This is a genomic window from Micromonospora sp. H61, assembly GCF_018070325.1.
Lineage (GTDB): Bacteria > Actinomycetota > Actinomycetes > Mycobacteriales > Micromonosporaceae > Micromonospora > Micromonospora salmantinae.
Window position 1 is genome coordinate 40,308 of the sequence record NZ_JAGPXY010000003.1, and the last position, 23,465, is coordinate 63,772.

Here is a 23,465-nt window from a genome sequence, read left to right on the forward strand (position 1 = left end):
CCGCGGAGCGGCTCGCGACGTCGTTCACCGGCATGTCAGCTCCTCCAGCACCCGGGCCAGCGCCCGTACCCCGGCCGCGCAGTCGTCGTCGGTGGCGGCCTCGGCGGGGGAGTGCGAGACGCCGGTCGGGTTGCGGACGAAGAGCATCGCGGTGGGCAGGTACGCGGCGAGCACCCCGGCGTCGTGCCCCGCGCCGGTGGGCAGCACCGGCGCGTCGAGCAGTGTGGCCAGGCGGTTGGCCAGCCCGCCGTCGAAGGCGACCACCGGGGTGGCCGACTCCTCGGTGACGGTCACCGTCGTACCGTCGCGGCGGGCCCGCTCGGCGAGCTTGCCGCGTACCGCGTCGACCAGCCCGGTCAGCGTCTCCGGGTCGGCCGCCCGGGCGTCCAGCCAGCCGGTAACCTTCGACGGGATCGCGTTCGTGGCGTTGGGTTCGACGGCGACCCGGCCCACTGTGGCGTGCGCGCCGCGCAGCCGGGCCTCCTTGTTGGCCGCCAGGACCGTGAACGCGTAGGTCAGCATCGGGTCGCGGCGGTCGGCCATCCGGGTGGTGCCCGCGTGGTTGCCCTCGCCGACGACGTCGAAGCGCCACCGGCCGTGCGGCCAGATCGCGCTGGCCACCGCGACCGGCGCGTCCGTGTCGACGAGCGCGCGGCCCTGTTCGACGTGCAACTCGACGAAGGCGCCGAACCGGCCCAGCAACTCCGGGCGGGCGCCCGCCGGCCGGTCACCGAGCGCCTCGGCGAAGCTCACCCCGGCCGCGTCGCGCAGGACGGCCGCGCGTTCGGGCGGCAGCGCCCCGGTGAGCAGCCGCGACCCCAGACACGGTACGCCGAAGCGCGCTCCCTCCTCCTCGACGAAGGCACCCAGCACCAGCGGCCGGCCGGGGGTGACGCCCGCGGCGCGCAGCTCGTCCACGGCGAGGAACGCGCTCACGATGCCGAGTGGCCCGTCGTACGCCCCGCCGTGCGGCACCGAGTCGAAGTGGCTGCCGGTGAGCACCGCGTCGGACGCTTCCGGGTCACCCCAGTGGGCGAAGAGGTTGCCGTTGCCGTCCTCGGTGACCGGCATGGCACGGCGCTCGGCCTGCGCCCGGAACCAGGCGCGCAGCTCCCGCTCCGGCTCGGTCAACGCGTACCGCAGATAGCCGCCGCTGTCGGCGTCCCGTCCGACCGGCGCGATCTCGTCCCACAGCGCCCGGAACCGGGCGGAAAGGTCGTCGCTCATGCGGCTCCCTCGGTCATGGGGACCCGGACCCCGGTGCGGTCGGCGACCTCGCGGGCGCTCTCGTAGCCGGCGTCGACGTGCCGGATGACGCCCATCGCCGGGTCGTTGGTGAGCACCCGCTCGATCTTCTGACCGGCGAGGGCGGTGCCGTCGGCCACGCACACCTGCCCGGCGTGGATCGACCGGCCGATGCCCACCCCGCCGCCGTGGTGGATGGACACCCAGGAAGCCCCGCTGGCCGTGTTGACCAGGGCGTTGAGCAGCGGCCAGTCGGCGATGGCGTCGGAGCCGTCAGCCATCCCCTCGGTCTCCCGGTACGGGCTCGCGACGCTGCCGGTGTCCAGGTGGTCCCGGCCGATCACCACCGGGGCGGAGAGTTCGCCGGAGGCGACCATGTCGTTGAACCGCACGCCCGCCCTGTCCCGTTCGCCCTGACCGAGCCAGCAGATCCGAGCCGGCAGGCCCTGGAAGGCGACCCGCTCACCGGCCAGCTTGATCCAGCGGGCCAGCGACTCGTTCTCCGGGAACAGGTCGAGGATGGCCCGGTCGGTGGCCGCGATGTCGGCCGGGTCGCCGGAGAGCGCCGCCCACCGGAACGGACCCCTACCCTCACAGAACAACGGCCGGATGTACGCGGGCACGAAGCCCGGGAAGTCGAAGGCGCGCTGGTAGCCGCCGAGCTGCGCCTCACCCCGGATGGAGTTGCCGTAGTCGAAAACCTCGGCGCCGGCGTCGAGGAAGCCGACCATCGCCTCGACGTGCGTCGCCATCGACGCGCGGGCCCGGTCGGTGAACTCGGCCGGCTTCGCGGCGGCGTAGTCCCGGGCCTCGGCCAGTTCCACCCCCACCGGCAGGTACGCCAGTGGGTCGTGCGCGCTGGTCTGGTCGGTCACGATGTCGATCTCGACGCCCCGGTTGAGCAGCTCCGGGAAGACCTCGGCGGCGTTGCCGACCACACCCACGCTCAGGGCCCGGCGCTCCCGCTTCGCGGCGCGCACCCGAGCGATCGCGTCGTCCAGGGAGTCGGCGACCTCATCCAGGTAGCGGTCGTGCACCCGACGGTCGAGCCGGGTGCGGTCCACGTCAACGATCAGGCAGACGCCGCCGTTCATGGTGACCGCGAGTGGCTGCGCGCCGCCCATGCCGCCGCAGCCGGCGGTCAGCGTCAGCGTGCCGGCGAGGGTGCTGTCGCTCTGCCCCTGCCCGTCGCCCCGGGCGTCGGCGATCTTGGCGGCCACCGCCGCGAACGTCTCGTAGGTGCCCTGGAGGATGCCCTGGGTGCCGATGTAGATCCACGAACCGGCGGTCATCTGCCCGTACATGGTCAGGCCGAGTTGTTCGAGGCGGCGGAACTCCGGCCAGGTCGCCCAGTCGCCGACCAGGTTCGAGTTGGCCAGCAGCACCCGGGGCGCCCACTCGTGGGTGCGCATCACCCCGACCGGGCGGCCCGACTGCACCAGCATCGTCTCGTCCTCGCGCAGGTCGGTCAGCGTGCGGACCAACGCGTGGTACGACGGCCAGTCCCGCGCCGCCTTGCCGGTGCCGCCGTAGACCACCAGGTCGTCGGGGCGTTCGGCCACCTCGGGGTCGAGGTTGTTCATCAACATCCGCAGGGCGCCCTCCTGCTGCCACCCGCGGGTGGTGAGCTGGCTGCCCCGTGCGGCACGAATGGGTCGGGTCATCTCTGGTTCTCCTCCGGTCAACCGAGGAACAACTGTCGGCGGGCCGCGGAGGCTTCGAACGCCTCCAGTCGGCGCTGGGTGTCGGCCGGCGTGGCGTCGCAGATCGCCTGCAACAGCACCATGGCCAGGGTCATCGGGGCGGTGTGCAGGTCGAAGACGAGCTGCGCGCCGACCGCGGCGGCGAGCACCACGTCGGCGTGCTCGGTGGCCGGGCTGACCGGCGAGTCGGTGATCGCCACCACTGTCAACCCGGCGTGGCGGGCGTCGCGCAGCGCGTCAAGGGTCTCCCGGGGGTAGCGGGGCAGCACGAAGGCCAGAACGGCGGACGCCCCGGCCTCGGCCGCCTGCTCCAGGCGATCGGTGAGCAGGCTGCCGCCGTCGTCGAGGACCCGCACGTCCGGGTGCACCTTCGCCGCGAAGTAGGCGAAGTACGCGGCCAGCGGCGCGGCGGCGCGCAGGCCGAGCACCGGCAGTGGGCGACTCTCGGCGAGCAGGCGCCCGGTCTCGGCGATCCGGTCCCGGTCGGCGAGCTGACCGGCCAGTCGGTCCAGGTTGCCCATCTCCGCGCGTACCGCCTGCTGGAGTTCGTTGCCGGCGTCCGTCGATCCGCCCGGAGTCGAGCCGGTGAGGTCCCGCAGCCGGCGGCGCAGCGCCGGGTAGCCGTCGTGGCCGAGCGCGACGGCGAACCGGGTGACCGACGGCTGACTCACGCCGGCCAGCTCGGCGACCTCGGCGGCGGACAGGTATGCCACGCCGGGGGCGTGCTGCACCAGACAGTGCGCGATTCGGCGCTGGGTGGGGGTGAGCCGCACCCCTTGGAACAGGTCGAGCACCCGGTCAGCGGGTGCTGCGACAGCTCCTTCATTCATGAGCTGACTCTATGCATAGAAACTTTCATAGACAACCACCTCGGGTCACCCCCGCCCCCCGTTCAGCCGTCGCGACTCGTAACATGCGGGCGTCCAGCGCGAGCAGGATTCGCGTCGTCGAGAAGGAGCGCCGTGGTCGCAGTCGAGGACGCCCCGCCCATTCGCGCCTCTCGTCCGTCGCCTCCTCGACGCGTCCGGGCGGCGGTCGGGGAGACGCTGCCGGTCATCGCCCTTCTCGGGGCCTTCTTCGTCGTCAACGACATCCGGTCCTGGCTGACAGCCCAGTACTGGGGCGACGAGGCGTGGGTCGCGCTGTCGGTCCGTTTCCCCCTCGCCGACCTGCCGGTGACGACCTCGTCGAGCCCGATCGGGTGGAGTTTCCTGCTCCGCCTGGTCCCGGACATCGACCACCTCCGGGTCGTACCCCTGGGTTTCCAACTGCTGGCCGTCGTCGCGGCCTACCTTCTGGGCCGCTCGCTGGCGTCCGAGCGCGCTCGGGGCATCCTCATCGGTGTCGTCACCGGGATCGCCGTCCTGCTCCTGCCGGTCCAGCAGACCCGCCACGACCTGAAGCAGTACACAGCGGACGCCGCCGTGGCGGTCTGCCTGCTCGCCCTGGCCACCTGGACGGAACGCTCCTGGTCCCGGCGGCGACTCGCGGTGGTGGTGGCCGCTGTGGGCCTGGGCATGCTGCTGAGTCACACCACCGCCATCGTCGCGGTCTGCGTACTCGGCGGGCTGCTGCTCTCCGTCGCCGTGCGCCGGGAGTGGGCGAGGACGGTCGAGGCGACCGTCGCCGGTCTGGTCGCCGGCGCGCTGGTCGCCGCCGTCTACTTCGGAGTGTCCGCCCGGGGCAACAGCGATGCCATGCGCGACTACTGGGACGCTTTCCTGCCGAGCGTCTCCGAACTGCCCGCACACCTCGTGCGGCAGACCAAGGCCCTGTCGCCGATGCTCGGCGCACCCGTGTCGATCCTCGCCGTCCTCCTCGTGCTCGGCGTCCTCACGCTGTTCCGACGCGGACACGCCGCCCCGGCGATCGCCGTCCTCCTGCTGCCGGTGGCGGCCATCGGGCTGGGCGTCGCGGGGATCTACCCGCTGCTCGACCCGCGCACGTCCCACTTCCTGATCGTGGTGGCGGGCCTGGTGGCCGGCATCGGCATCATCGGTCTGGCCGACCTGACCGTCGCCCTGGTCCGCCGCGGGCTGCCCCGGCTACCACCGGGCGTGGTGGCCGCCGTCACCTGCGCCGTCCTGCTCGTCAGCTTCGCCGCCGTCAACCACCGCTGGTACCGCACGGACGGCAACGAACCCGGGGTCTGGCTGGCACACCAGGCCATCACCGACATCGGATCGTCGACCCGGTACGTCGCGGCGCACAAGGGGCCACACGACCTCGTCGTGGTCAGTGGGCCCGCCTGGTTCGGGTTCACGCTGTACTCCGACAAGGACCCGCTGAAGCTGGTCGCGCCGGTCACCGGCACCGTCGGTTGGACCCTCACCATGCCCACCCGCGCCGACGTGATCCTCCCGAAACCCGCCGCCGCCGACAAGCAGTCCATCAAGGACGTACTCGACGAGGTTCTGGCCCGGGCCGCGAAACGGCCGCCCGGCACCCGGGTCTGGCTGGTCCGCACGTACACCCACCCGAGTGAGCCGGTGTGGCAGGCGGCGCTCGCCGACTATCACGTGCAACGCGTCACGTCCGGACCGGAGCCAGTGGTCGTGATCAGCAAAAGGTGACGGCGGCGACGAGCTGACGGGTGACCGCCGGGCGACTGACTGTGGCACCGGTCGGTACCATGCGCCTGGCGGTCGAGCGGAGGAGTTGGCATGCAGCCGGAAGGCCCCTACAGGTTCACCCACTTGCTGGGCGGTTCACCGGTGGGCAAGGCCTGGGCCGCCATCGACGAGCAGGGCCGGTTCGTGAGCGTGGCCGTGCTGGACGCGACGGTTGCCGCCGCCCCCGGTTGGCGGGAGGCGTTCGCCGAGGTCGCGAACGCGCTCGCCCAGTCGCCCGACGGGCCCCCGATCACGTACGCCGACTTCTCGGCCGCCGCGCCCTGGGTGGCGTACGCCGCCGAGGCCGGACCCGCCCCGGAGAAGCTGTTCCGCGCGCTCGGCGTGGAGTACCAACCGGTGCCCGCCGCCCCCCGACCCGTCTCCGCCCCTCCCCAGCCGGTGTCCGGTGTGCCGCAGCCGGTGTCCGGTGTGCCGCAGCCGGTCTCTGGCGTGCCGCAACCCGTGTCCGGTGTGCCGCAGCCGGTCTCTGGCGCGCCGCAGCCGGTCGTCGACATGCCGCATGCCCCGTGGGCGGTGCAGTCGGCCGCGATCCCGAACCAACCGCCGGCCCATCCCGTCTCGGCCGCGCCGGCGTCGAGCGCACCCGCCTCGCCGGCCGGCCACGATGGCGCACCGACGCCGGCCACCGTGTCGGGCCCACCGGCCGACGTGCCTCCGTTCGACCCGTACGCCGCCCCGGTACGACGGATCAAGCCCTCGGCGCCGCCCAAGCGGCGTACCGGCCTCTGGGCCGGTGTGGCCGCGCTGGCCCTGGTGGCAGTGGTCGGTGGCGGCGCCGGCATCTACGCCCTCAGCTCGGATGAGCCCGACGAACCGGACACCCCGCCGACCGCCACCTCCAGCGGCTTTCCCGCCGCGACCCCGCTCGCCCCCGGCCTCAAGCCCTGGGCGCAGGCCGCCCTGCGCAGCCCCGAGGAGCGCGCACTGGCCGTCGCCGGTCCGTCAATGGTCTTCGTGGAGGTCATGTTCACCGGGTACGTCCGCAACAAGGCCGGTGGCGCCCTGCTGGACAAGGCCCCGGTGACCTTCAGCCGGCGCTGTAGTGGCGTGGTCGTTCAACACGAGGGGTACGTCCTCAGCAACAGCCAGTGCGTGCAGCCCACCCCGGACGTCCTGGTCGGGGGTGCCCTGAACGCCGTGGCGAACCGGCTCGTCGCCGAGGGCAGCCTGCAAGCCAAGGACATCAGCACCTACACCCGCAGCCGGTTGAGCACCTCGGTCCTGACCGGCGCGAATGCCGGCGATCAGCCGGAGACCCGGCTGTACGGGCAGCTCAACATCGCCAAGGGCGAGGTGACGGACAGCCCGGCGATTGCCGGCACCGTCGTCCGGGCCCTCCCGATCGAGGCGGGGAACGTCGCCCTGATCAAGCTGGAGCAGAAGAACCTGCCCACGTCGGAGCTGAACACGTCGGCCAGCGTCAGCCCCGATACGTCACTGCTCGTGCTGGGCTATGGCACCACCGACACCAGCTTCCGCGCCGCCACCTACACGGTGGTGTCGAAGACGGTGACAGTGACCGGGATCGACTCCTCGACTCCGCTGAACCCGTACCGGATCAATGAGGATCTCGGGCTCTATTCACGAGGCGGGATCGCCATCGACCCGAGCGGCCGGGTGGTCGGCATGCTGGACAACGACGTTCTGCGGCCCGACAAGGCGAACCGCCTCGTCGTGCCGGTCTCCGCCATGACCGCCCTACTCCAAGCTGCCGGCGTCACGAACGCGCTCGGCAAGGCCGACAACCAGTACCGCAGCGGCCTCGACGCGTACTTCGCCGGAGACGAGTCGACAGCCATCGCCCGATTCGACGAGGCCGCGCGGAACTCCCCGACCAACCTGCTGGCCCAGTCGTATCGACAGGCGGCCGTCGACAGCCGGGGGTCCGGCGATTCAGGCGGGTCGAGCTGGGCCGTGCCGGTGATCGCCGCAGCCGGAGGCGCGCTCGCGGTGGCCATCGTGGTGGCGGTGGCGATGCTCCTGGCGCGGCGGCGCAACAGCCGTTTCTAGTGCGTCTGCGCGGCGCCTGGCCGAGAAGCCACGCTGCTGGCGGCCCGCGCGGACCCGCCGATCCGGGTGCCGGTCAACCACGGCCCCAGCGGCGTGCTGATGACGATCCACGCGAACGCCCAGGGGACCACGAGAGCGGCGCCCAGGTCGACCACCCCACCGGACCTGGGCGTCTTCAGCACCCACAGGATGCCTGCGTGACTGAGCACGACGGCGATGCCGCAACCGGCCAGTCGACTGATCACCCCCGACGCCCGCGCGCCGATGCGCAGGTCGAGTTCCTCCGCGAGCCGGATGAGGCCGACGCTGATCAGGATCGCGGTCAGCACCCCCAGCACCGGGGAGCCGAAGTCGCCGGCCTTGAGGTCCAGGTCCCGGTTGAGGCCGAGCAGCACGAAGCCGACGCCGATCGAGAGTGACGCCGCACCGGCGCTGGCTGGAAGGCGCGGACGGAGTCGCCGCAGCAACCGCCCCGCCAGCACGAAGACCAGGCACGCCGGGACCAGGAAGAGCCCGAGCGGGCCGGCGGTGACAACGCCGGGCGCAAGGTACGCGGTGACCAGGCCGACCACCGCGACCGTCCAGGCCACCGCGGCGGGGAACCGCTCCAGCCACCGGAACGCGACCGCCGCGATGAAGAGCACCGAGACGAACCAGAAAGCGGAGAACGGTCGGACCGCAGCCGTGCCGCCGTAGAGCGCGTCACCGATGGTGCCCGGTGCGACCTGGCCTGTCGCGGCGTCCGCTGCGAGCAGTGCCGCTACCAGGATGAGGAACCACACCACGTAGGGCACGCCCAGGGTCGTCCACCGCTTGCGCAACTCCCCGCCGAGCGGTCGACCGGGCGACCAGAAGTAGCCGGTCAGGACGAAGAACACGGGCACGTGCCAGGTGTAGATGGACGCGCGGGTCAGGCTGTCGCTCCAGACGTGGCCCGCGACAACCGCGGCGATTCCGACAATCCGGAGGAGGTCGACACCGGCGGAGCGGTTACCCGCCGCCGTTGTCGTGCTCGTTGCGGCCATGGCGGGCATCATTTCAGACAGCGGGGCCGACCTACGCCCCGGATCGGCACCGGTTCGGCCGGAGGTCGTGCCGGCGTCGTCGGGTATGGCGCATCGCCTAATCTGGGCACGACACGCTGCCCACACTGTGGAGGTTTCCCGGGTGTCTCGTCCCCACCCTCCGTGGGCCCGCCTCCGATCGGTGCCCCGACCGGCCTGGATCGGCTTCGGGGTGGTCGTCCTGCTCCTGGCGGCCGTCCCCCTGCTCGGCTGGTCGCCGTCGAGGACCGGCGCACCGGACGCGGCCTGGTCGGCCGCCGACGTGGACACCCCGCCGCCCGTCGCGCCGATAGACGGCACCACCTGTGCCGCCAACGCGCACGGTATGGCCGGCTTCACCCCGGTCAGCGCCCTCGACCTGCCCGAGCGGAACGACCCCAAGAGGCCGCTTGCCCTCTCGTTCGACAGGGCCGGCACTGTGGCCCGCGGGTTCGACCGGATCGGCTACTGCCTGGAGTTGACCAGCCCCACCGGTACGCAGTGGGTGTGGACCGCCATGTCGCCGTTCACGACCGACGCCCGACGCCTCGGCCCACCGACCCGGGCCGGTCAGATCGTCCGGCAACGGATCGCCGATCTGGAGGTCGCCACCAACGCGCCGGGCCTGGCCACCGGCACCGGTCTCACCGGCTATCTGGAGATGTGGCCGAACAAGTACGGGCCGGTCAACTCCGGCCAGGTCCCCGGTGCCGCCGCCGACCGGTTCGACGCCGACGACGACGTTTACTCGTCGATCGGGTACGGCTCTTTCCAGGTCCACACGATCGCGGCCACCCGCCCGGCCACGGCGGCTCCGCAGACGGTTCTCGCGGTCAATGGCTTCACCTCGGACGTCCAGCCGCTGTCGGTGGGCATCGGGACCGCCCCCACCGGTCAGCCCGACTGGACGGCCGCCGGTAACGCCGGCACGTACACCCAGCGTCGGCTGACGGTCTACGCCCGCGCCTCGGTCCTCACCGTCGGCCAACACCCTCGGGATCGGCAGTTGTACCCCCGGGACGCGGCCGGCGGCGCGGTCGTGCCGGTGGCCGGCAAGGCGACCGACCCACGGGTCAAGGCCGTACGCCTCAAGGTCGTCAGCGGGGCTGACGCCTGGGACGAGACGGTGCCCGTCGGGGCCGGCGGGGACTTCGCGTTCCGGCAGCGGATCACCGCCGCGCTGCGGGAGTACCGATTCGAGTTGCACGTGCTCGGCGACGGCGTTGCCCGACGGGCCGCCCTGTGGGAGGGCGTGGTGTCCGGTGACGTGTACGTCATCCAGGGCCAGTCCAACGCGGTGGCGGCCAGTTACCGGGGATCGTCGATCGGCGAGGAGTCCCCGTACGTCCGCAGTTTCGGCTCGACGACCGGGGACCGGGTCCTCTCCGGCGCGGACCGTACCTGGAACTACGCCGTCTCGGGTACGGTCCGGCAGCCCGGCTCCGTCGGCCAGTGGGGGATTCGCGCGGCCCACCGACTCATGGACACCTACCAGGTGCCGGTAGCCGTGATCAACGGCGCGGAAAACAGCAAGGTCGTGTCGTTCTTCCAACGCAACGACGGCAACCCCGGTGACCTGCGCACCAACTACGGCCGCTTGCGGCAACGACTCACCGCCGCCAACGTCATCGGCGAGGTCCGGGCGGTGTTCTGGTACCAGGGCGAGGCCGACAACAACGACGCCACCGGGCATGTCGCCGGGTTCACCGCGCTGTTGACCGACTGGCGCCGGGAGGTGGGCTTCCGGGTCGACGGAGGCACCCGGTACTACGTCGTCCAGGTCGGCAGCTCACCGTGCGGAAACACCTCCGCCGGCCCGCTGCGTGAGGCGCAACGGCGGATGGCCGACACTCTCAAGGTGACGCTGCTGTCCACCAGCGCTCTGACCGGCCGGGAGGCGTGCCACTTCGCCTGGGAAGAGGGCTACCGCGAGTTGGGCGATCAGGCGTTCGCCGTGTTGGCCCGCGACATCCACCGCGGCCCCGGCGGGGGCGTGTCTGCCCCGAACCCTCGGTCGGCCGCCTTCACCGACGCTCGGCGTACCCAGGTGGTGGTTCAGCTCCGTAGCGTTGACCCGCTGACCGTCCGGGCTGGCGCGGGCACCGACTTCACGATCGACGGCAGCACCGCCACCGTCACCGGCGTCGAGTACCGCGAGGGCGGGCGGCTCGTGCTGAGCCTGTCCGGCCCGGCCGACGGCGCAACCGGGCTGAGTTACCGGGGCGACGCCGGGCCCTGGTGCGTCAACGCCACCGGGGTCGGTCTGCTGGCCTTCAAGGGCCTGCCGATCGGTGCCGCCTAGTCACCACGGCGCGACGGCGGCGGCGTCGTGCCGTCCCGTCAACCTTTTGAGGGTGGCGAACCGAACTGGACGCTCCGCCAAATCCACCGGTCCCGGTGCCGGGGTGCGGGCCGGGGCGGCGGACGCCGACACGGTGAGGGCCAGCAGCACGACGATCCAGGTCAGCCCGTCCACCGACAGCGGGTTCCAGACGACCTCGGTGAACGAGTAGACGACGAGGAGCACCACCGGTGCCTTGGCGGTGAAGGCGTGCCCGTCCTCGACACTGCGGTGCAGCAGGGTGGCCATCCACAGACCGAACAGGGTCAGCGCGATCAGCCCGCCGGAGAAGATGACCAGAACGTACCCGGAGTGGAAGAAGTGGGTCGGTGCCTTCTCGATGTCCTGCAGGTAGTACCACTTCGAGACGCCCACGCCGACGGCCTCCCGGCCGCTGAGGTACTCGCGGGCGGCAACCCAGATGTTGCCGCGGTTGCTCAGCGTGGTCTTCGACGCGCTCCACATCAAATATGTGGCGGCTGTCAGTGCGCCGACGACGAGCGCCACGCAGAGCGCGAAGGGGATCCGCGGGCTCGGTCGCAGACGCTGCACGAGCAGTGCGCCCAGCATCCAGACGGCTACCGCGCCGACAGCCAGGTAGCTGGTGCGGGAGCCGGTGGCGACGATCACCAGCAGGCAGAACGACGCCGTCGCCACCAGTTCGACGCGGCGCATCGCGCAGAACGCGGCGACCAGGGTGAACGACGCCAGCATCGCCGCGTAGTTCTCGGAGTTGTAGAAGCTCTTGAACAGCGCACCGGCCAGAGAGCACTTCTCCAGCTTCCCGCCGGTGCACGCCCGCCACGCCTGCCCGTACACAGCGGTCGGAATGGTCAGCAGCGCCAGGACCGCCAGCCCGGTGTAGGCCATCGCCCGCACGCTGACGGTGGTGCGGGCGGCCATCATCCAGAGGGCGATCAGCAGGAGCCCGGCTGCCCCGTACGCCGGCAACCGCGACCCGTAGATCCCGGTGCCGGTGACGACGTCGATGAAGGCGCACCAGACGAGCAGGCCGCCGGCCATCGCCAGCGAGATCCGGAGCCACAGGTCGGACGGGCCGCGGAGGACACCACGGCCAGAGAGCACCAGCCAGCCCAGCAGGGCGACCACCAGCACGCCGATCAGCATCGAGCTGTGGCTGCCGGCGAGCGCCGGGGCCGCGTTGGTGAGCACCGCGAATCCGACCAGGGCGACCGCCGATGCGGGGTCGCCGAATGCGGTGGCGACGGACCGCCGTGTTCGGATCAACCACAGAGCCACCGCTACGCCACCGACGGTCAGTAGGACACCGAAGATGGTGGTCACGTCAGACCCTTTCTCGGTCAGGTACCGCTGCCGGTTCGACGACGGCATCGCGGTGCGGGTGTCGCCGCAGGGCGATGACGAGGCACCCCCACAGCAGCATGCCGAGCAGAGCGTCGCACAGGAGGCTCGACACGACCGCGCCCTGCCATCCGTAAGCGGGGATGAGCCACACGTTGAGCCCCGCGTTGACGACGCCCACCGCGATCTGGCACACCGTACGACGGCCCTGGAGTCGGCTTCCAGAGAGGGCGTCCGCGGCCAGGTAGTGGATCGACTTCAGCACCAGGATCGCGCTGAGGCCCTGCAGCGCCAGGGTCGCCGCCTCGTACTCGGGTCCGAAGATCAGCGGCATGGTCCAGGCCATCGCGACCAGCAGCAGGCTGCTCGGCACGCTGAACATCAGGAAGCGAGGCAGAAGGCGACGGGCGAGCCCGAGCGCCGCCCGGGGTCCCTCGCGGCCGACCTCGAAGAAGCGGGGGTAGGCGACCGCCGACATCGACCGGGCCGGCGTGTACGCGAAGTCCACCACCCGGTAGGCCGCCGCGTAGATCGCCGCCGCCTCGGTGGTGCCGATCCGGGACAGCATGACCTTGTCGATGTCGTTGTAGACCGTCTGGGCGGAGAGGCCGACGGCGAACAGCAGTCCGCTGCGGGCCTGGTTGAGCGCCGGCCCGACGGACCAGGAACCGCCTCCGCCGCCGCGCAATCCGTACCAGGTAGTCAGCAGGCAGACCACGACGGAGACCGCCAGCGCGGTGAGAGCCCAGTTCCGAAGGGAGATCGGCTCGTCCGCCGCGGCGAGGACCAGTGCGCCGACCAGCCGGAACACGTGCAGCAGGGCGGGGATGACCGACGCGACGAAGACCTTGCCCCGGGCCTGCACCGACGCGGCCACGGCCTCGATGAGCCGCCAGGCCACCAGGTCGGCGGCAGCGAGGCAGAGCATGTCGACAGCACCGATCTCGCTACCCCAGATCGCCACCCCGGCCGCGCTCACCACCACGGTCGCGCCCACACCGAAGACGACGGTCAGGACCAGGCCCCGCGTGAGGTGGCGGGCCCACTCGCCGGGGGCCTCGGCGTAGCTCTGGAAGATCAGACTCGGTGCGCCGGCGGACGCGAACGGGGAGACCACGGCGACGAGGGCGGTGACGCCGACGAAGAGCCCGTAGGTGTCGATCGACATCTCTCGGGCCAGCAGGACGAAGAGCACGCCCTGCGCGAGGGTCCGTAGCAGTGTGCCGGTGAAGAACTTCCCGGACCGCTTCAGGAAGGTGTCGCGTCCGCTCGGGGGACGCCGATGCGACCGTGGCCGCGGTGCGGTCGGCTCTACGGAGCCGACCGCGCCGGAGGGCGTACTCACCGGTTCAACGCCTCCACCCACTGGCGGCCGACCTCGGCGGGATCCAGTGCCGCGCAGCGGGCGTGCCAGGACTTCTCGAAGTCGGCCAGTGTCGGCCGCTGGGCACCGGTCAGCCGGAGCACCGCGTCCGCGAGGGCGGCCGGCGACGTGTCCGCCGCCAACGCGCCAGGCACGAAGGTCGGGATCATCTCGTCCAGCGCGGGCACCGGGAGGGCCGCCACCGGCAGGCCCGCCTCGGCGGCCTCGACCAGGCTGAACCCGAAGGTCTCCGCACGAGACGGGTGGACCAGGAGATCCGCTTCGGCAAGTAGCTGGGCGACACCCGGCACCCGTCCGAGGAACGAGGTCCGGTGTTGCACACCCAGTTCCTGGGCCTTCGCGTGCAGCAGATCCCGCTCCTCGCCGTCGCCGGCGAGCGTGAGGTGGTACGCCTCCGGCAGCAGGGCCAGCGCGGAGATGGCGCAGGAGTGGTTCTTGTACGGGCGGAAGGCGGCCGTGGTGAGGAGGTTGATCCGCCGGTGGTCCACCACCTCGCGCGGTGCGACGAAGGGCCGAGGTGGCATCGGGTTGGTGATGGTGACCACCGGCTGCCCCGGCGCCAACTGCTGGACCGTGCGGGCGACACCGTTGGAGACGGCGACGACGAGCCGTGGACGCAGACCCTTGAGCCGCGAGAACCGGGCGAGCGTGCGCACCCGTCGGTCGATCCGCAGACGTTCCGGCAGCAGGGAGTGCTCCCAGGCGACGTAGCTGCGGCCGGACCCGGCGAGAGCGGCACCGACGGGCACGCTGCCCCACAGACCGCTGGCCACGATCTGGACGTCCGGTGCCAGGTTCTGCAGGCGCCGCCGCAGCGGCGGGACAGACTCCATCAACCGGGTGATCCGGGAACCGAGGCCCAGGGTGTCGACGGCCAGGTCGGCCAGTTCGGCGGGAACCCCCCGGGAGACGACGGTTGCCGAGACCTCGACGCCCCGGGCCTGGAGGCCACGGATCAGCAGCGCCGCCGCCAGTTCCATGCCGTAGAGCGGTTCGAGCTGCGGCAGTACGAAGTGCAGACGCATCAGTGTGGCCGTTCGGTCTCAAGCGGTCGAGTGGGGCTGCTGGGGGCCTTCGACTTGCGCATGGCGACCCGTTCCAGGGTCGACCGGGGTACCAGCCCGAGCGCCGCCAGCACCGCGTTCCGGGCGGACGGAGGTGAGTTGCGGCGGATCGCCCGCACCATCTCCCGCACGCCCTCCCGGTCTCGGGCCTGCAGAGCGTAGCGGAGGGTCTGGGCCGCGATGAAGTCCGAGAAGGTCCCCGGCGCCCACACTCCCTCCCAGCGCTGGGCCCAGTGCCACGAGGTACGCCAGTCCGCGCCGGCCGAGATCGACCCGGGGCTGCCCACCGTGTAGACGGCCGTCGCCTCCTCCACCTGGACGATCTTCACCCGGGGCAGCCGGGCGACCCGGACCAGCCAGTCCCAGTCCTGGTGCCGGGGGAGCGTCTCGTCCCAGCGGCACTCGGTCGCCAACTCGTACGTGGTCAGGAGCGTCGACGTGGGCAGCGACTGCCGACCGATGCCGAGGTGACGGCGGCGGAACAGGTAGTCCTCCGGCAGCATGCCGTCGGGGATCACCTCGGCGGGGGCCGGTGTCGGCAGCGGCTCGGCGCCGTCCTTGCGTTGCAGGATCCGGGATGACACGACGGGGCGGAACCCGGCCGCCGCGACCCGCTCGAGCGCGGGCACCTGTGCCGCCAGCTTGGTCGGCAGCCAGGTGTCGTCGTCGTCGAGGAACGCGACGTGGCTGCCCGGGATGGCGTGGGTGACGCCGAGGTTGCGGGCGTACGACCCGCGTCGGCCGCCGCCGGTGCAGACCACCCGGTCGATGTGCTGTCCCAGGTTCCGCACCGTCTGCGGCACCTCCGGGGTGTCACAGACGACCACGATGTGTACGGATGCGCCCTGCTGGGATCGGGCGGAGAGCACCGCGTCGGCGATGCTGGGGCGGCCCGTGGTGGGGATCACGACGGATACGTTCGGCATTGCGTTCTCCATGCGTTGGGGGTACGCCCGGCACACCGCCGCCGGGTACGGCCGTGGCCGTACCCGGCGGAGTGCCGGTGCGTGGGCGGATCAGCGGCCGCCGGCGCGGAACACCTCGGTCACCGTACGGAGCACCACCTTGACGTCGAGCCAGAGGGACCAGTTCTCGATGTAGAAGTTGTCGAAGCGGGCCCGGTCGGAAATCGGGGTGTCGCCGCGCAACCCGCTGACCTGCGCCAAGCCGGTGAGCCCGACCGGGACGCGGTGGCGCATCGCGTACTGGGGGTATTCGGCCGAGAACTTCTCGACGAAGTAGGGACGCTCGGGTCGGGGGCCGACCACGCTCATGTCGCCACGGAGGATGTTCCAGAGCTGCGGAAGCTCGTCGAGGGAGGTCCTGCGCATGATCCGACCGATCGGCCCCACCCGCCGGTCGTTGGCGATGGACCAGTTGGTCTGCGACTCGTGCTCGTCGACGGGGCGCATGGACCGGAACTTGATGATGTTGAAAGGTCGGCCGTGCCGACCGATGCGCTCCTGGTAGAAGAAGATGCCGGGGCCACCGTCGATGAGCGTGGCGACCGCGCAGATGAGGAGCACCGGGCTCAGCAGGAGCAGCGCCACCGAGGCGAACGCGATGTCCGACGCGCGCTTGAGCGCGGACTGTGGGCCGGAGAGGGTGATGTCGCCGATGCTGACGACCGGAACCGCGCCGATGTGGTCGCCGTGCGAACGGGACCCCCAGAGGGGGGTGGCAGCCCACAGGTCGCACTCCGCCGTCCGCGGCCGGGCCAGGATCTCCATGAGTGAGGTCTCGGAGCAGCTCGCGTCCGCGACGATCACCACGTCGCACTCGCGCAGCCGTACGAGACTGTCGAGGTCGTCGAGGGATCCGATCAGCGGCAGCGCCGACGGGCCGTCCGGGGTGTCGACACAACCCACGAAGCGCAGGCCGTACTGGGGGTAGCGGCGCAGGAGCCGGGCCAGTTCCACTGCGGTGGGGCCACTGCCGACGATGATGGTGTTGTGCTCGACCCACCGGCGCTTGCGGGCGACGATGGCGAATTCGCGGGTGACAGCCCGCCCGAGGATGACCAGCCCCGCCGACGCGGCGACACCGCGGGTGAAGCTGAAGACGTACTCGGCGGATTCGTGACGCATCGCCGCGACGATGGCCACCGCGGACGCCGCGGCCAGCAGGCGCCCGCAGAGGCTCGGCACCTCGTCGAGGAAGCTCACGTGCCGTCGCGCCCGGTAGAGGCCGCCGCTGGCAAAGATGATGACGGTCAGGACCGTCATGGCCAGGGTGCCGCGCCAGTACTGCTGAGTGACAAGCAGGGGCGTGAGCAGTGCCAGGACGTCGACCGGCGCGGTCATCATCCAGGCCCGCAGCCACCGGGTCCGGGTCGAGGCGCGCGAGCCGGCGTACGGCAGGACAGCGGTCGTGTCCAGGCCGGCGCGAGGCTCGTGCTCTGCAGGCGCAGGCGCAGGCGCAGGCGCCGGTGCTGGCGGGGTCGAGCGCCGGTCGGCGGGCGACGGGACGGCCGGGGTCTGGTAACCGGAAGTCTGGTAGCCGGCAGGCTGGTAACCGGGGAATTGGTAGGCGGGAGGGCGACTCCCGCCGCGGCTCCCCTCGTCGTCCCCCTCACCGTCGCCCGGGGCATCGGTGGCATTGCCGTCGCGGTCATCGACCGGTACAGGTCGATGCCACATGGCGGGCTGATTGGACATGGTGGACCTCCCCGTGAGGGCCGGCTGACCTGGCCGGTCCGTAACTCGAGACAAGGCAGCGGCCGGTAACAGCCACCGGCCCGGGTGTTACTTGGCGCTGGCGAGAATCTCGTCGACGGAGTCCCGGCGCACGGCATCGTAGAAGGTCTTTGCCTTCTCGGTGTTCGCGAAGACGACGCTCTCGCTGCCCACTCGACCGGTGCCCTTCGTCGGGCTGGTGACGAAGGTGAGATTACGGCCGCGGAGGCCCCGCAGGTCTGTCGCCATACTGACGAGCGACATCTTCTCGTCCACCGACACTGCGCTCGAGGTCGCCTTGACGAAGGAGTTGAGCCGCCCGGGGTTGGTGACGATGCCGCCGGACACGGCCTTGTCGAGGATGGCCTTGATGACCTGCTGTTGGTGACGGATGCGGGCGAAGTCGCCGTCGGCGAACTGTTTGCGCTGGCGGGAGTAGTCCAGGGCCGTCTCACCGTCCATCCGCTGCATGCCCTGCTCGAACTTGCGGAACGGCGGGTGGATCGACGTGAACGACTTCTCCGCGTTGATGTTGACGCCGTCCAGGGCGTCGATGATTTCCTTGAAGCCGGCGAAGTCGACAATCATGACGTGGTCGATTCGCACCGTGGTGAACGATTCGACTGTTTGCACCATCAGCGGAATGCCACCCCAGGCGTACGCTGCGTTGATCTTCGCATCGCGGCCGCCGTTCTGACCGTTCTTGGCCTTCGGCACGTTCACCCAGGTGTCCCGAGGGATCGAGACGAGTTGCGCGCTGGCCCGGTCCTTCGGGATGTGCGCGACGATGATGGTGTCCGTGCGCGAGCCGCCCGTGCTCTCCGGGTCGCGGGAATCGCTTCCCAGGATCAGGATGTTCATCGCACCGTTTGCCACCGCCTGCGGACGCCCCTCCTCGGGCACGTCGGCGAAGGCGTCCACCCGGTCGATGTCCTTCTCGACCGAGCGGAGATAGAGGGCACCACCGATCATGCTGCCGCCGCCCAGGATCGCTGCGACTACCAGGCAGATGACGAGGACGCGACGCCAGCGAGGGCCACGACGTCGCCGCTTGCCCCCGGCCGGGACATCCTCGTGCGGATCGACTGAATGTGGATCGACGAACTCGGTGTCGGCATCGGTGTACCGCTGAGCACCAGACATGCCGGCGATGCTACTGATTGCGTGCGCCTGACGTGCACCCTCGTCCTTTCGGGTATCGCATGCCTGCCGACCGGCGTGGCGAACCCGCCCCTGCGTTCGGACGGACTGCCGGTAACGCCGGCCCGGGAGCGCTTTCAAGGCCCTATTCTGCTGCCCCGGCATGAGGGCGGAAACACCGTGACCATCGGCTTTCGCGAGGACCCTCCCGCTGCCGCCCGAACCCTGCTACAACGGCACCCGTGGATCGAATCAAGCTCCGACGGGCCGTCGCGCGTACCCCACTCGCCCCGATTGCCGCCTTTCCCAAGAGGCTTCGCACGATCGCACGGCACGACGCGAAGGTGCTGCGCCGCTCGGCGCGCTGGCTGCTGACCTCCCGCGAGCACCACAACTACACGTACGACCTCACCTCGTTGAGCCGCAACCACCTCTCCTGGTTCGTCAGCGTCGTCTGCGACATCCCGGTCAAACAGGTACGGGCGTACCTCGGTGAGATCGAGTCGGACGACAGCCTGCGCCAGCACCTCCTGGCGGCGATCGCCGCCTCCGACCGGCGCGGCCTCGCCGACAAGGAGATCCGCTACGCCCGGCGGATCGGCTGGTACGCCATCGTCCGTGCCACCCGCCCCACCCACGTCGTCGAGACCGGTGTCGACAAGGGACTCGGCAGCGTCGTCCTGGCGTCCGCCCTGCTGCGCAACGCCCAGGAGGGACACCCGGGCCGGGTCACCTCCCTGGACATCAACCCCGAGGCCGGCTACCTCGCCCGGGTCGCGCCATGGTCGGAGGTCGTCGACCTGGTGATCGGCGACTCGATCGCCTCGATCGGCGCGCTGGACCGCCCGGTCGACCTGTTCCTGCACGACAGCGACCACAGCCGCGCCCACGAGAAGCGTGAGTTCGACGCCGTGGAGCCGAAGCTCGCCCCCGGCGCGATCCTGCTCACCGACAACGTCACCAGCACCAACGTGCTCGCCGAGCACGCCGAACGCACCGGCCGGCGGTTCCTCGCCTACCGGGAGAGCCCGGCCAACCACTGGTACCCGGGCGACGGGATCGGCGTGGCATGGTAGCCGGGTGCGGCTGACCTCGATTCACACGTACCCCATCAAGGGCTGTCACCGGCTCGACCACGACGGCGCGTTCGTGCACCAGTGGGGCCTGGCCGGCGACCGGCGTTGGATGGTCGTGGACGCCGACGGCGTCGGCGTCACCCAGCGGGACACGGCCCGGCTCGTCACCCTGCGCGCCGCCGTGCGCCCCGGGGGTCTGTCGCTGCGCGCCGACGGGCAACCCGACCTCGACGTGCCCGAGCCGGCCGGCGGCGAACCGGTCGCGGTCCGTACCTTCCGCAGCCGCACCTTCCCGGTCCCCGCGCTGCCGGCCGGTCAGGCGGCCGACGACTGGCTCGGCGTCCTGCTCGGCCGACTGGTCCGACTGGTCTGGCTGGCCCAGCCGACCCGCCACCTGGCCGCCGGGACCCGCGAACACGACACCGGTGACCAGGTCAGTTTCGCCGACGCCTACCCGGTGCTGCTGGCGAACGCCGCCTCCCTCGACGCCCTCAACGACTGGCTGGCCGAGGCGGGCGAGGAACCGGTGCCGATGACCCGCTTCCGACCCAACCTGGTCGTCGACGGTGCGCCGGCCTGGGCCGAGGACGACTGGGTGGGTCGGCGGCTGCGCATCGGCGACCGGAATTTCCAGGCCGCCGGGCCGTGCGACCGCTGCGTGGTGACCACCACCGACCAGGAGACCGGGGTACGCACCAAAGAGCCGCTGCGCACCCTCGGGCGGCACCGCAACGTCAAGCAGAAACTCCTCTTCGGACTGAACCTGGTGCCGCTCGACAGCGGACCGCTGGCGGTGCACGCCCCGATCGTCGTCGCGCCCTGACCGGGCCGCCGACCAGCAATCGGCACCCCACGGTCACCGTCCGTCGATGCTGTCTTAGCTTTGGCTTAGCCCGCTTGTCGGTACCCGACCGGGTCCGGCAGCATCGCCGTCGTGACGGACGGAAGCGCTGTCGACATCAACATCGACCTGGACCATCCTCCAGAGGACCGGCCCGCGCCGTCGTCCGGCGCGAAACCCTGGCTGGTCGCCACCGGCGTCACAGTCCTCGCGGCGACGCTCGGACTCACCCTCACCCTGCGCTCCGGCTCCACCCCGGCCTGCGCCGCCGGCCGGACGCTGGCCGCCGCGCCACCCACCGGCAACGCCACGCACACCGGCAAGGCCACCTTCTACGACTCCAAGGGCGCCGGCGGCAACTGCTCGAACCCGGCTGCCCCCGCCAACCGGCTCTACGTCGCACTCGGCCCGACGGAATACTCCGCCGGTGCCGCCTGCGGCGGATTCCTCGACGTCGTCGGCCCCAAGGGCACCGTCCGGGTGCTCATCATGGACCAGTGCCCGGAGTGCGAGCCCGGCCACCTCGACCTGTCCCGCGAGGCGTTCGCCCGGATCGCCGACCCGGTCCAGGGTCTCGTTCCGGTCACCTACCGTGCGGTGGTCAACCCGCCGCTGCCCGGACCACTCACCTTCCGGATCAAGGAGGGCGCGTCACAGTGGTGGTTCGCCGTCCGCGTCGGCAACCACGGCAACCCGCTGCGGTCCGTCGAGGTCCGGCAGCGTGACAGCGACCCCTGGCAGTCGGCCGCCCGGCAGGACTACAACTACTGGCTGATCGCCTCCGGCGCCGGGCCGGGCCCGTTCAACGTCCGGGTCACCGACGTTTACGGCAACCGGGTCACCGTCGGGGGCATCCGGATGGCGCCGGGCCAGGTACAGAACAGCACGGTCCGGATGTACGCACCCGGAGCCGCCACACGTCGTCCGTCCGCGTCGGCCCGACCGTCGAGCAGCCGACCCGCCGTCACGCCGACGCCGACCCGTCGCTCGGTCGAGGTGGCGAGGACGAGCGCTCCGGCCACCGACGCGCCGACCACCAGCTCGGCCCGCGCCAACGCCCGCTGGTGCGAGGGCTGACCGCTCAGTCGGCCACCGTCAGATCGAGCCACATCAGAATCTCGTCCCGGTCGTCATCGGGGGCCACCCGCAACGCGCCCGGCAGCCGGCCGATCTCCCGGTACCCGAGGCGGCCGTAGAACTTGTCCAACCCCAGGCCGTCGCGCACCGTGACGTGCAGCGCCTCATGGCCCAACGCCCTGCCCAGCCGGGCGGCCTCCACCATCAGCGCCGAGCCGTAGCCGGTGCCCTGGGTGTCCGGGTGGACCATCACCCGCTTCAGCACACACCAGTGCGCCGTGAGCGGGAAGCGGTTGTCACTGAAGATCAGCATTGCCGCCAACCGGTCCCCGGAGTAGCCGACCAGCAGCCGGTCCGGTCCGTCGGCGATGCCGGCGAAGGTCGGATCGGCGGTGACGTGCACGTCGGTGGCGGTGACCGGTGGCACGAAACCGACAGCGCCGCCGGCGTTGCTGACGTCCACCCAGAGGTCGACGATCTCGGCACGCAGCTGCGGGGTCAGGTCAGGGTCGAGGACGAAGCGCAGACTCACGCTCGCCATCCTGACCCAACGACCAGGCCCACGACCCGCGACAGTGACGCGCCCGACAGCCGATCCTGGCTCCGACCGAGCCAGGATCCGTCGCGACTCAATGGCGATGTGGGGCCGACGGGATTCGAACCCGCACTGGTGCGGACCTAAACCGCATGCCTCCTGCCGTTGGGCTACGGCCCCTTGAAGCTGTACTCCACCAGCGTCCACGGCGACTCCAGCCGACGCGGCAGTCGCCTGCCTATTGGAAAGCCGGTCGGAGTAACCGCATCAGGATCGTAGACCACCTCGGGCTCCACGAGTGCAGGCCGTCGCTGACCAGCGTATGTAGAGGTCTGGCTGTGGCAATTGGGGCAGAGTAGGCGAAGGTTGCGCGGCCGGTTGTCGAGAAAATCGCCATTGATGTGATCCACGTGCAGCGTCAATCTGGCACCTTGCCACGTTGACCCGGTGCCGCACACCTCGCAGGTCTCGGGCAGGCCGATTGTCGCCAAGGCGCGTTTGAGGCGGATCCCCGGGATTCGGCGGGAACCGGCCGGCAGCACTACCAGCAACTCGGTGGGGGACATGCGCCGCCAACGCACGCCTCGATTGTGTGCCTGGCCAGTGAAGTGCGACGTGTCGATGCCGAACCTCTTGAGCTGCCGGCTGATGTGCGCGTGCGAGCCACCGCTGACGCGTACGCCGAGCAACCGCATCACCTCGGTGATGTTGCGGGCGACGGCGGCAGCGGCGGCCAGCGCTTCGGGCGTGTACTTGTATCGAACCACTGACGGACCGTAGCGATCCGGTACGACAGGTCAGTCCAGGCCGAGGTCGCGGCGGAGCTTGGCGACGTGCCCGGTGGCCTTGACGTTGTAGAGCGCCCGCTCGACCTTGCCGTCGGCGTCGATCACGAACGTCGAGCGGATCACGCCGGTGACGGTCTTGCCGTAGAGCCGCTTCTCGCCGTACGCGCCGTAGGCGGTCAGCACCGACTTGTCCGGGTCCGACACCAGCGGGAAGGTGATGGCGTCGCGCTCGCGGAACTTCGCCAGCTTCTCCGGCTTGTCCGGGGAGATGCCGACGACCTCGTAGCCGGCGGCCTGGAGCGAGGCGAGCGAGTCGCGGAAGTCGCAGGCCTGCTTGGTGCAGCCGGGGGTCATCGCGGCCGGGTAGGCGTACAGGACGACCTTGCGACCTCGCAGGTCGGCGAGGGAGAGCTGGTCGCCGGTGTCGGTGGCGAGGGTGAACTCGGGCGCGGGGTCACCGGGGGAGAGGCGGTCGGGCGAGGTCATGGCCTCGACCCTACCGCCGTGCCGGCGAGCGCCGCCGTCGGCGCGACGCGTCGGCCGGTGGGGGCACGGCGCGGGCCGGCGGGGTCTGACCTGGAGTGATC

General features: G+C 71.2%; 19 protein-coding genes and 1 tRNA gene. 6 read left to right on the forward strand and 14 right to left on the reverse strand.

Annotated elements, in window-relative coordinates; all coding sequences use genetic code 11:
* Positions 1 to 24: 24 nt before the first annotated feature.
* The 3 genes from KBX08_RS02960 to KBX08_RS02970 are packed head-to-tail and all read right to left on the reverse strand — an operon-like array spanning position 25 to position 3,778.
* Positions 25 to 1,227 (reverse strand): allantoate amidohydrolase, encoded by a 1,203-nt coding sequence (locus KBX08_RS02960; protein WP_210780962.1) that lies wholly within the window; start codon positions 1,225 to 1,227, stop codon positions 25 to 27.
* Entirely contained in the window at positions 1,224 to 2,909 is a 1,686-nt protein-coding gene (hutU, locus tag KBX08_RS02965) for a urocanate hydratase (protein ID WP_210780963.1), read from the reverse strand. Before hutU ends, KBX08_RS02960 begins: the two co-directional genes overlap by 4 nt.
* 17 nt (positions 2,910 to 2,926) lie before the next feature.
* On the reverse strand, positions 2,927 to 3,778 hold the full coding sequence (locus tag KBX08_RS02970) for a MurR/RpiR family transcriptional regulator (RefSeq protein ID WP_112582219.1): 852 nt from the start codon (positions 3,776 to 3,778) through the stop codon (positions 2,927 to 2,929).
* A gap of 132 nt (positions 3,779 to 3,910) precedes the next feature.
* Here KBX08_RS02970 and KBX08_RS02975 point away from each other — a divergent pair, with 132 nt between their 5' ends.
* Together KBX08_RS02975 and KBX08_RS02980 are read left to right on the forward strand one after the other, a co-directional pair.
* On the forward strand, positions 3,911 to 5,521 hold the full coding sequence (locus KBX08_RS02975; RefSeq protein ID WP_210780964.1) for a DUF6541 family protein: 1,611 nt from the start codon (positions 3,911 to 3,913) through the stop codon (positions 5,519 to 5,521).
* Between the two features lie 90 nt (positions 5,522 to 5,611).
* Positions 5,612 to 7,591, forward strand: coding sequence for a trypsin-like peptidase domain-containing protein (locus KBX08_RS02980; protein ID WP_210780965.1), 1,980 nt, complete (start codon positions 5,612 to 5,614; stop codon positions 7,589 to 7,591).
* Here KBX08_RS02980 and KBX08_RS02985 read toward each other — a convergent pair.
* Positions 7,588 to 8,616, reverse strand: coding sequence for an acyltransferase (locus tag KBX08_RS02985; protein ID WP_210780966.1), 1,029 nt, complete (start codon positions 8,614 to 8,616; stop codon positions 7,588 to 7,590). The two genes, KBX08_RS02980 and KBX08_RS02985, sit on opposite strands and share 4 nt — an antisense overlap.
* Positions 8,617 to 8,797: 181 nt before the next feature.
* Here KBX08_RS02985 and KBX08_RS02990 point away from each other — a divergent pair, with 181 nt between their 5' ends.
* The gene (locus KBX08_RS02990; RefSeq protein WP_210780967.1) at positions 8,798 to 10,936 is read left to right on the forward strand and encodes a sialate O-acetylesterase; all 2,139 of its coding nucleotides are present in this window, start codon (positions 8,798 to 8,800) and stop codon (positions 10,934 to 10,936) included.
* Here KBX08_RS02990 and KBX08_RS34570 read toward each other — a convergent pair whose 3' ends face one another.
* The 6 genes from KBX08_RS34570 to KBX08_RS03020 all read right to left on the reverse strand — a co-directional run bounded on the left by KBX08_RS34570 (position 10,937) and on the right by KBX08_RS03020 (position 18,564).
* Positions 10,937 to 12,280, reverse strand: a complete 1,344-nt coding sequence (locus KBX08_RS34570; RefSeq protein ID WP_210780968.1) for an O-antigen ligase — start codon at positions 12,278 to 12,280, stop codon at positions 10,937 to 10,939. It abuts the gene before it with no gap.
* Between the two features lies 1 nt (position 12,281).
* Positions 12,282 to 13,643 (reverse strand): lipopolysaccharide biosynthesis protein, encoded by a 1,362-nt coding sequence (locus KBX08_RS03000; protein WP_210780969.1) that lies wholly within the window; start codon positions 13,641 to 13,643, stop codon positions 12,282 to 12,284.
* Positions 13,640 to 14,707, reverse strand: a complete 1,068-nt coding sequence (locus tag KBX08_RS03005) for a glycosyltransferase (protein WP_210780970.1) — start codon at positions 14,705 to 14,707, stop codon at positions 13,640 to 13,642. Before KBX08_RS03005 ends, KBX08_RS03000 begins: the two co-directional genes overlap by 4 nt.
* A complete protein-coding gene (locus tag KBX08_RS03010) occupies positions 14,707 to 15,672 on the reverse strand; it encodes a glycosyltransferase family A protein (protein ID WP_210780971.1) in 966 nt (321 codons plus the stop codon). Before KBX08_RS03010 ends, KBX08_RS03005 begins: the two co-directional genes overlap by 1 nt.
* 90 nt (positions 15,673 to 15,762) lie before the next feature.
* Positions 15,763 to 17,049, reverse strand: coding sequence for a sugar transferase (locus KBX08_RS03015; protein WP_247668781.1), 1,287 nt, complete (start codon positions 17,047 to 17,049; stop codon positions 15,763 to 15,765).
* Between the two features lie 441 nt (positions 17,050 to 17,490).
* Positions 17,491 to 18,564 (reverse strand): LCP family protein, encoded by a 1,074-nt coding sequence (locus tag KBX08_RS03020; protein WP_210781121.1) that lies wholly within the window; start codon positions 18,562 to 18,564, stop codon positions 17,491 to 17,493.
* A 239-nt stretch (positions 18,565 to 18,803) separates the two neighbouring features.
* Here KBX08_RS03020 and KBX08_RS03025 point away from each other — a divergent pair, with 239 nt between their 5' ends.
* From KBX08_RS03025 to KBX08_RS03035, 3 genes are all read left to right on the forward strand, one after another.
* A complete protein-coding gene (locus KBX08_RS03025; protein ID WP_210780973.1) occupies positions 18,804 to 19,637 on the forward strand; it encodes an O-methyltransferase in 834 nt (277 codons plus the stop codon).
* 4 nt (positions 19,638 to 19,641) lie between these two features.
* Positions 19,642 to 20,460: an MOSC domain-containing protein gene (locus tag KBX08_RS03030; protein ID WP_210780974.1), complete on the forward strand. Its 819-nt coding sequence runs from the start codon at positions 19,642 to 19,644 to the stop codon at positions 20,458 to 20,460.
* 111 nt (positions 20,461 to 20,571) lie between these two features.
* Positions 20,572 to 21,555, forward strand: coding sequence for an expansin EXLX1 family cellulose-binding protein (locus KBX08_RS03035; protein ID WP_210780975.1), 984 nt, complete (start codon positions 20,572 to 20,574; stop codon positions 21,553 to 21,555).
* A gap of 4 nt (positions 21,556 to 21,559) precedes the next feature.
* Here the strand turns inward: KBX08_RS03035 and KBX08_RS03040 are convergent, their stop codons facing one another.
* The 4 genes from KBX08_RS03040 to bcp all read right to left on the reverse strand — a co-directional run bounded on the left by KBX08_RS03040 (position 21,560) and on the right by bcp (position 23,364).
* Positions 21,560 to 22,087, reverse strand: coding sequence for a GNAT family N-acetyltransferase (locus KBX08_RS03040; RefSeq protein WP_210780976.1), 528 nt, complete (start codon positions 22,085 to 22,087; stop codon positions 21,560 to 21,562).
* Positions 22,088 to 22,196: 109 nt separating this feature from the next.
* Positions 22,197 to 22,270, reverse strand: a tRNA-Leu gene (locus KBX08_RS03045).
* Entirely contained in the window at positions 22,261 to 22,857 is a 597-nt protein-coding gene (locus KBX08_RS03050; protein ID WP_210780977.1) for an HNH endonuclease, read from the reverse strand. The genes KBX08_RS03045 and KBX08_RS03050 overlap by 10 nt, the downstream gene beginning before the upstream one ends.
* 30 nt (positions 22,858 to 22,887) lie before the next feature.
* Positions 22,888 to 23,364, reverse strand: a complete 477-nt coding sequence (bcp, locus tag KBX08_RS03055) for a thioredoxin-dependent thiol peroxidase (protein ID WP_210780978.1) — start codon at positions 23,362 to 23,364, stop codon at positions 22,888 to 22,890.
* Positions 23,365 to 23,465 lie beyond the last annotated feature (101 nt).

Bases quoted from the DNA above. Each gene is read 5' to 3' on its own strand.
- KBX08_RS02960 (WP_210780962.1), bottom strand. From the start codon at position 1,227: ATGAGCGACGACCTTTCCGCCCGGTTCCGGGCGCTGTGGGACGAGATC.
- hutU (WP_210780963.1), bottom strand. From the start codon at position 2,909: ATGACCCGACCCATTCGTGCCGCACGGGGCAGCCAGCTCACCACCCGC.
- KBX08_RS02970 (WP_112582219.1), bottom strand. From the start codon at position 3,778: ATGAATGAAGGAGCTGTCGCAGCACCCGCTGACCGGGTGCTCGACCTG.
- KBX08_RS02980 (WP_210780965.1), top strand. From the start codon at position 5,612: ATGCAGCCGGAAGGCCCCTACAGGTTCACCCACTTGCTGGGCGGTTCA.
- KBX08_RS02985 (WP_210780966.1), bottom strand. From the start codon at position 8,616: ATGGCCGCAACGAGCACGACAACGGCGGCGGGTAACCGCTCCGCCGGT.
- KBX08_RS03005 (WP_210780970.1), bottom strand. From the start codon at position 14,707: ATGCGTCTGCACTTCGTACTGCCGCAGCTCGAACCGCTCTACGGCATG.
- KBX08_RS03010 (WP_210780971.1), bottom strand. From the start codon at position 15,672: ATGCCGAACGTATCCGTCGTGATCCCCACCACGGGCCGCCCCAGCATC.
- KBX08_RS03015 (WP_247668781.1), bottom strand. From the start codon at position 17,049: ATGACCGCGCCGGTCGACGTCCTGGCACTGCTCACGCCCCTGCTTGTC.
- KBX08_RS03020 (WP_210781121.1), bottom strand. From the start codon at position 18,564: ATGTCTGGTGCTCAGCGGTACACCGATGCCGACACCGAGTTCGTCGAT.
- bcp (WP_210780978.1), bottom strand. From the start codon at position 23,364: ATGACCTCGCCCGACCGCCTCTCCCCCGGTGACCCCGCGCCCGAGTTC.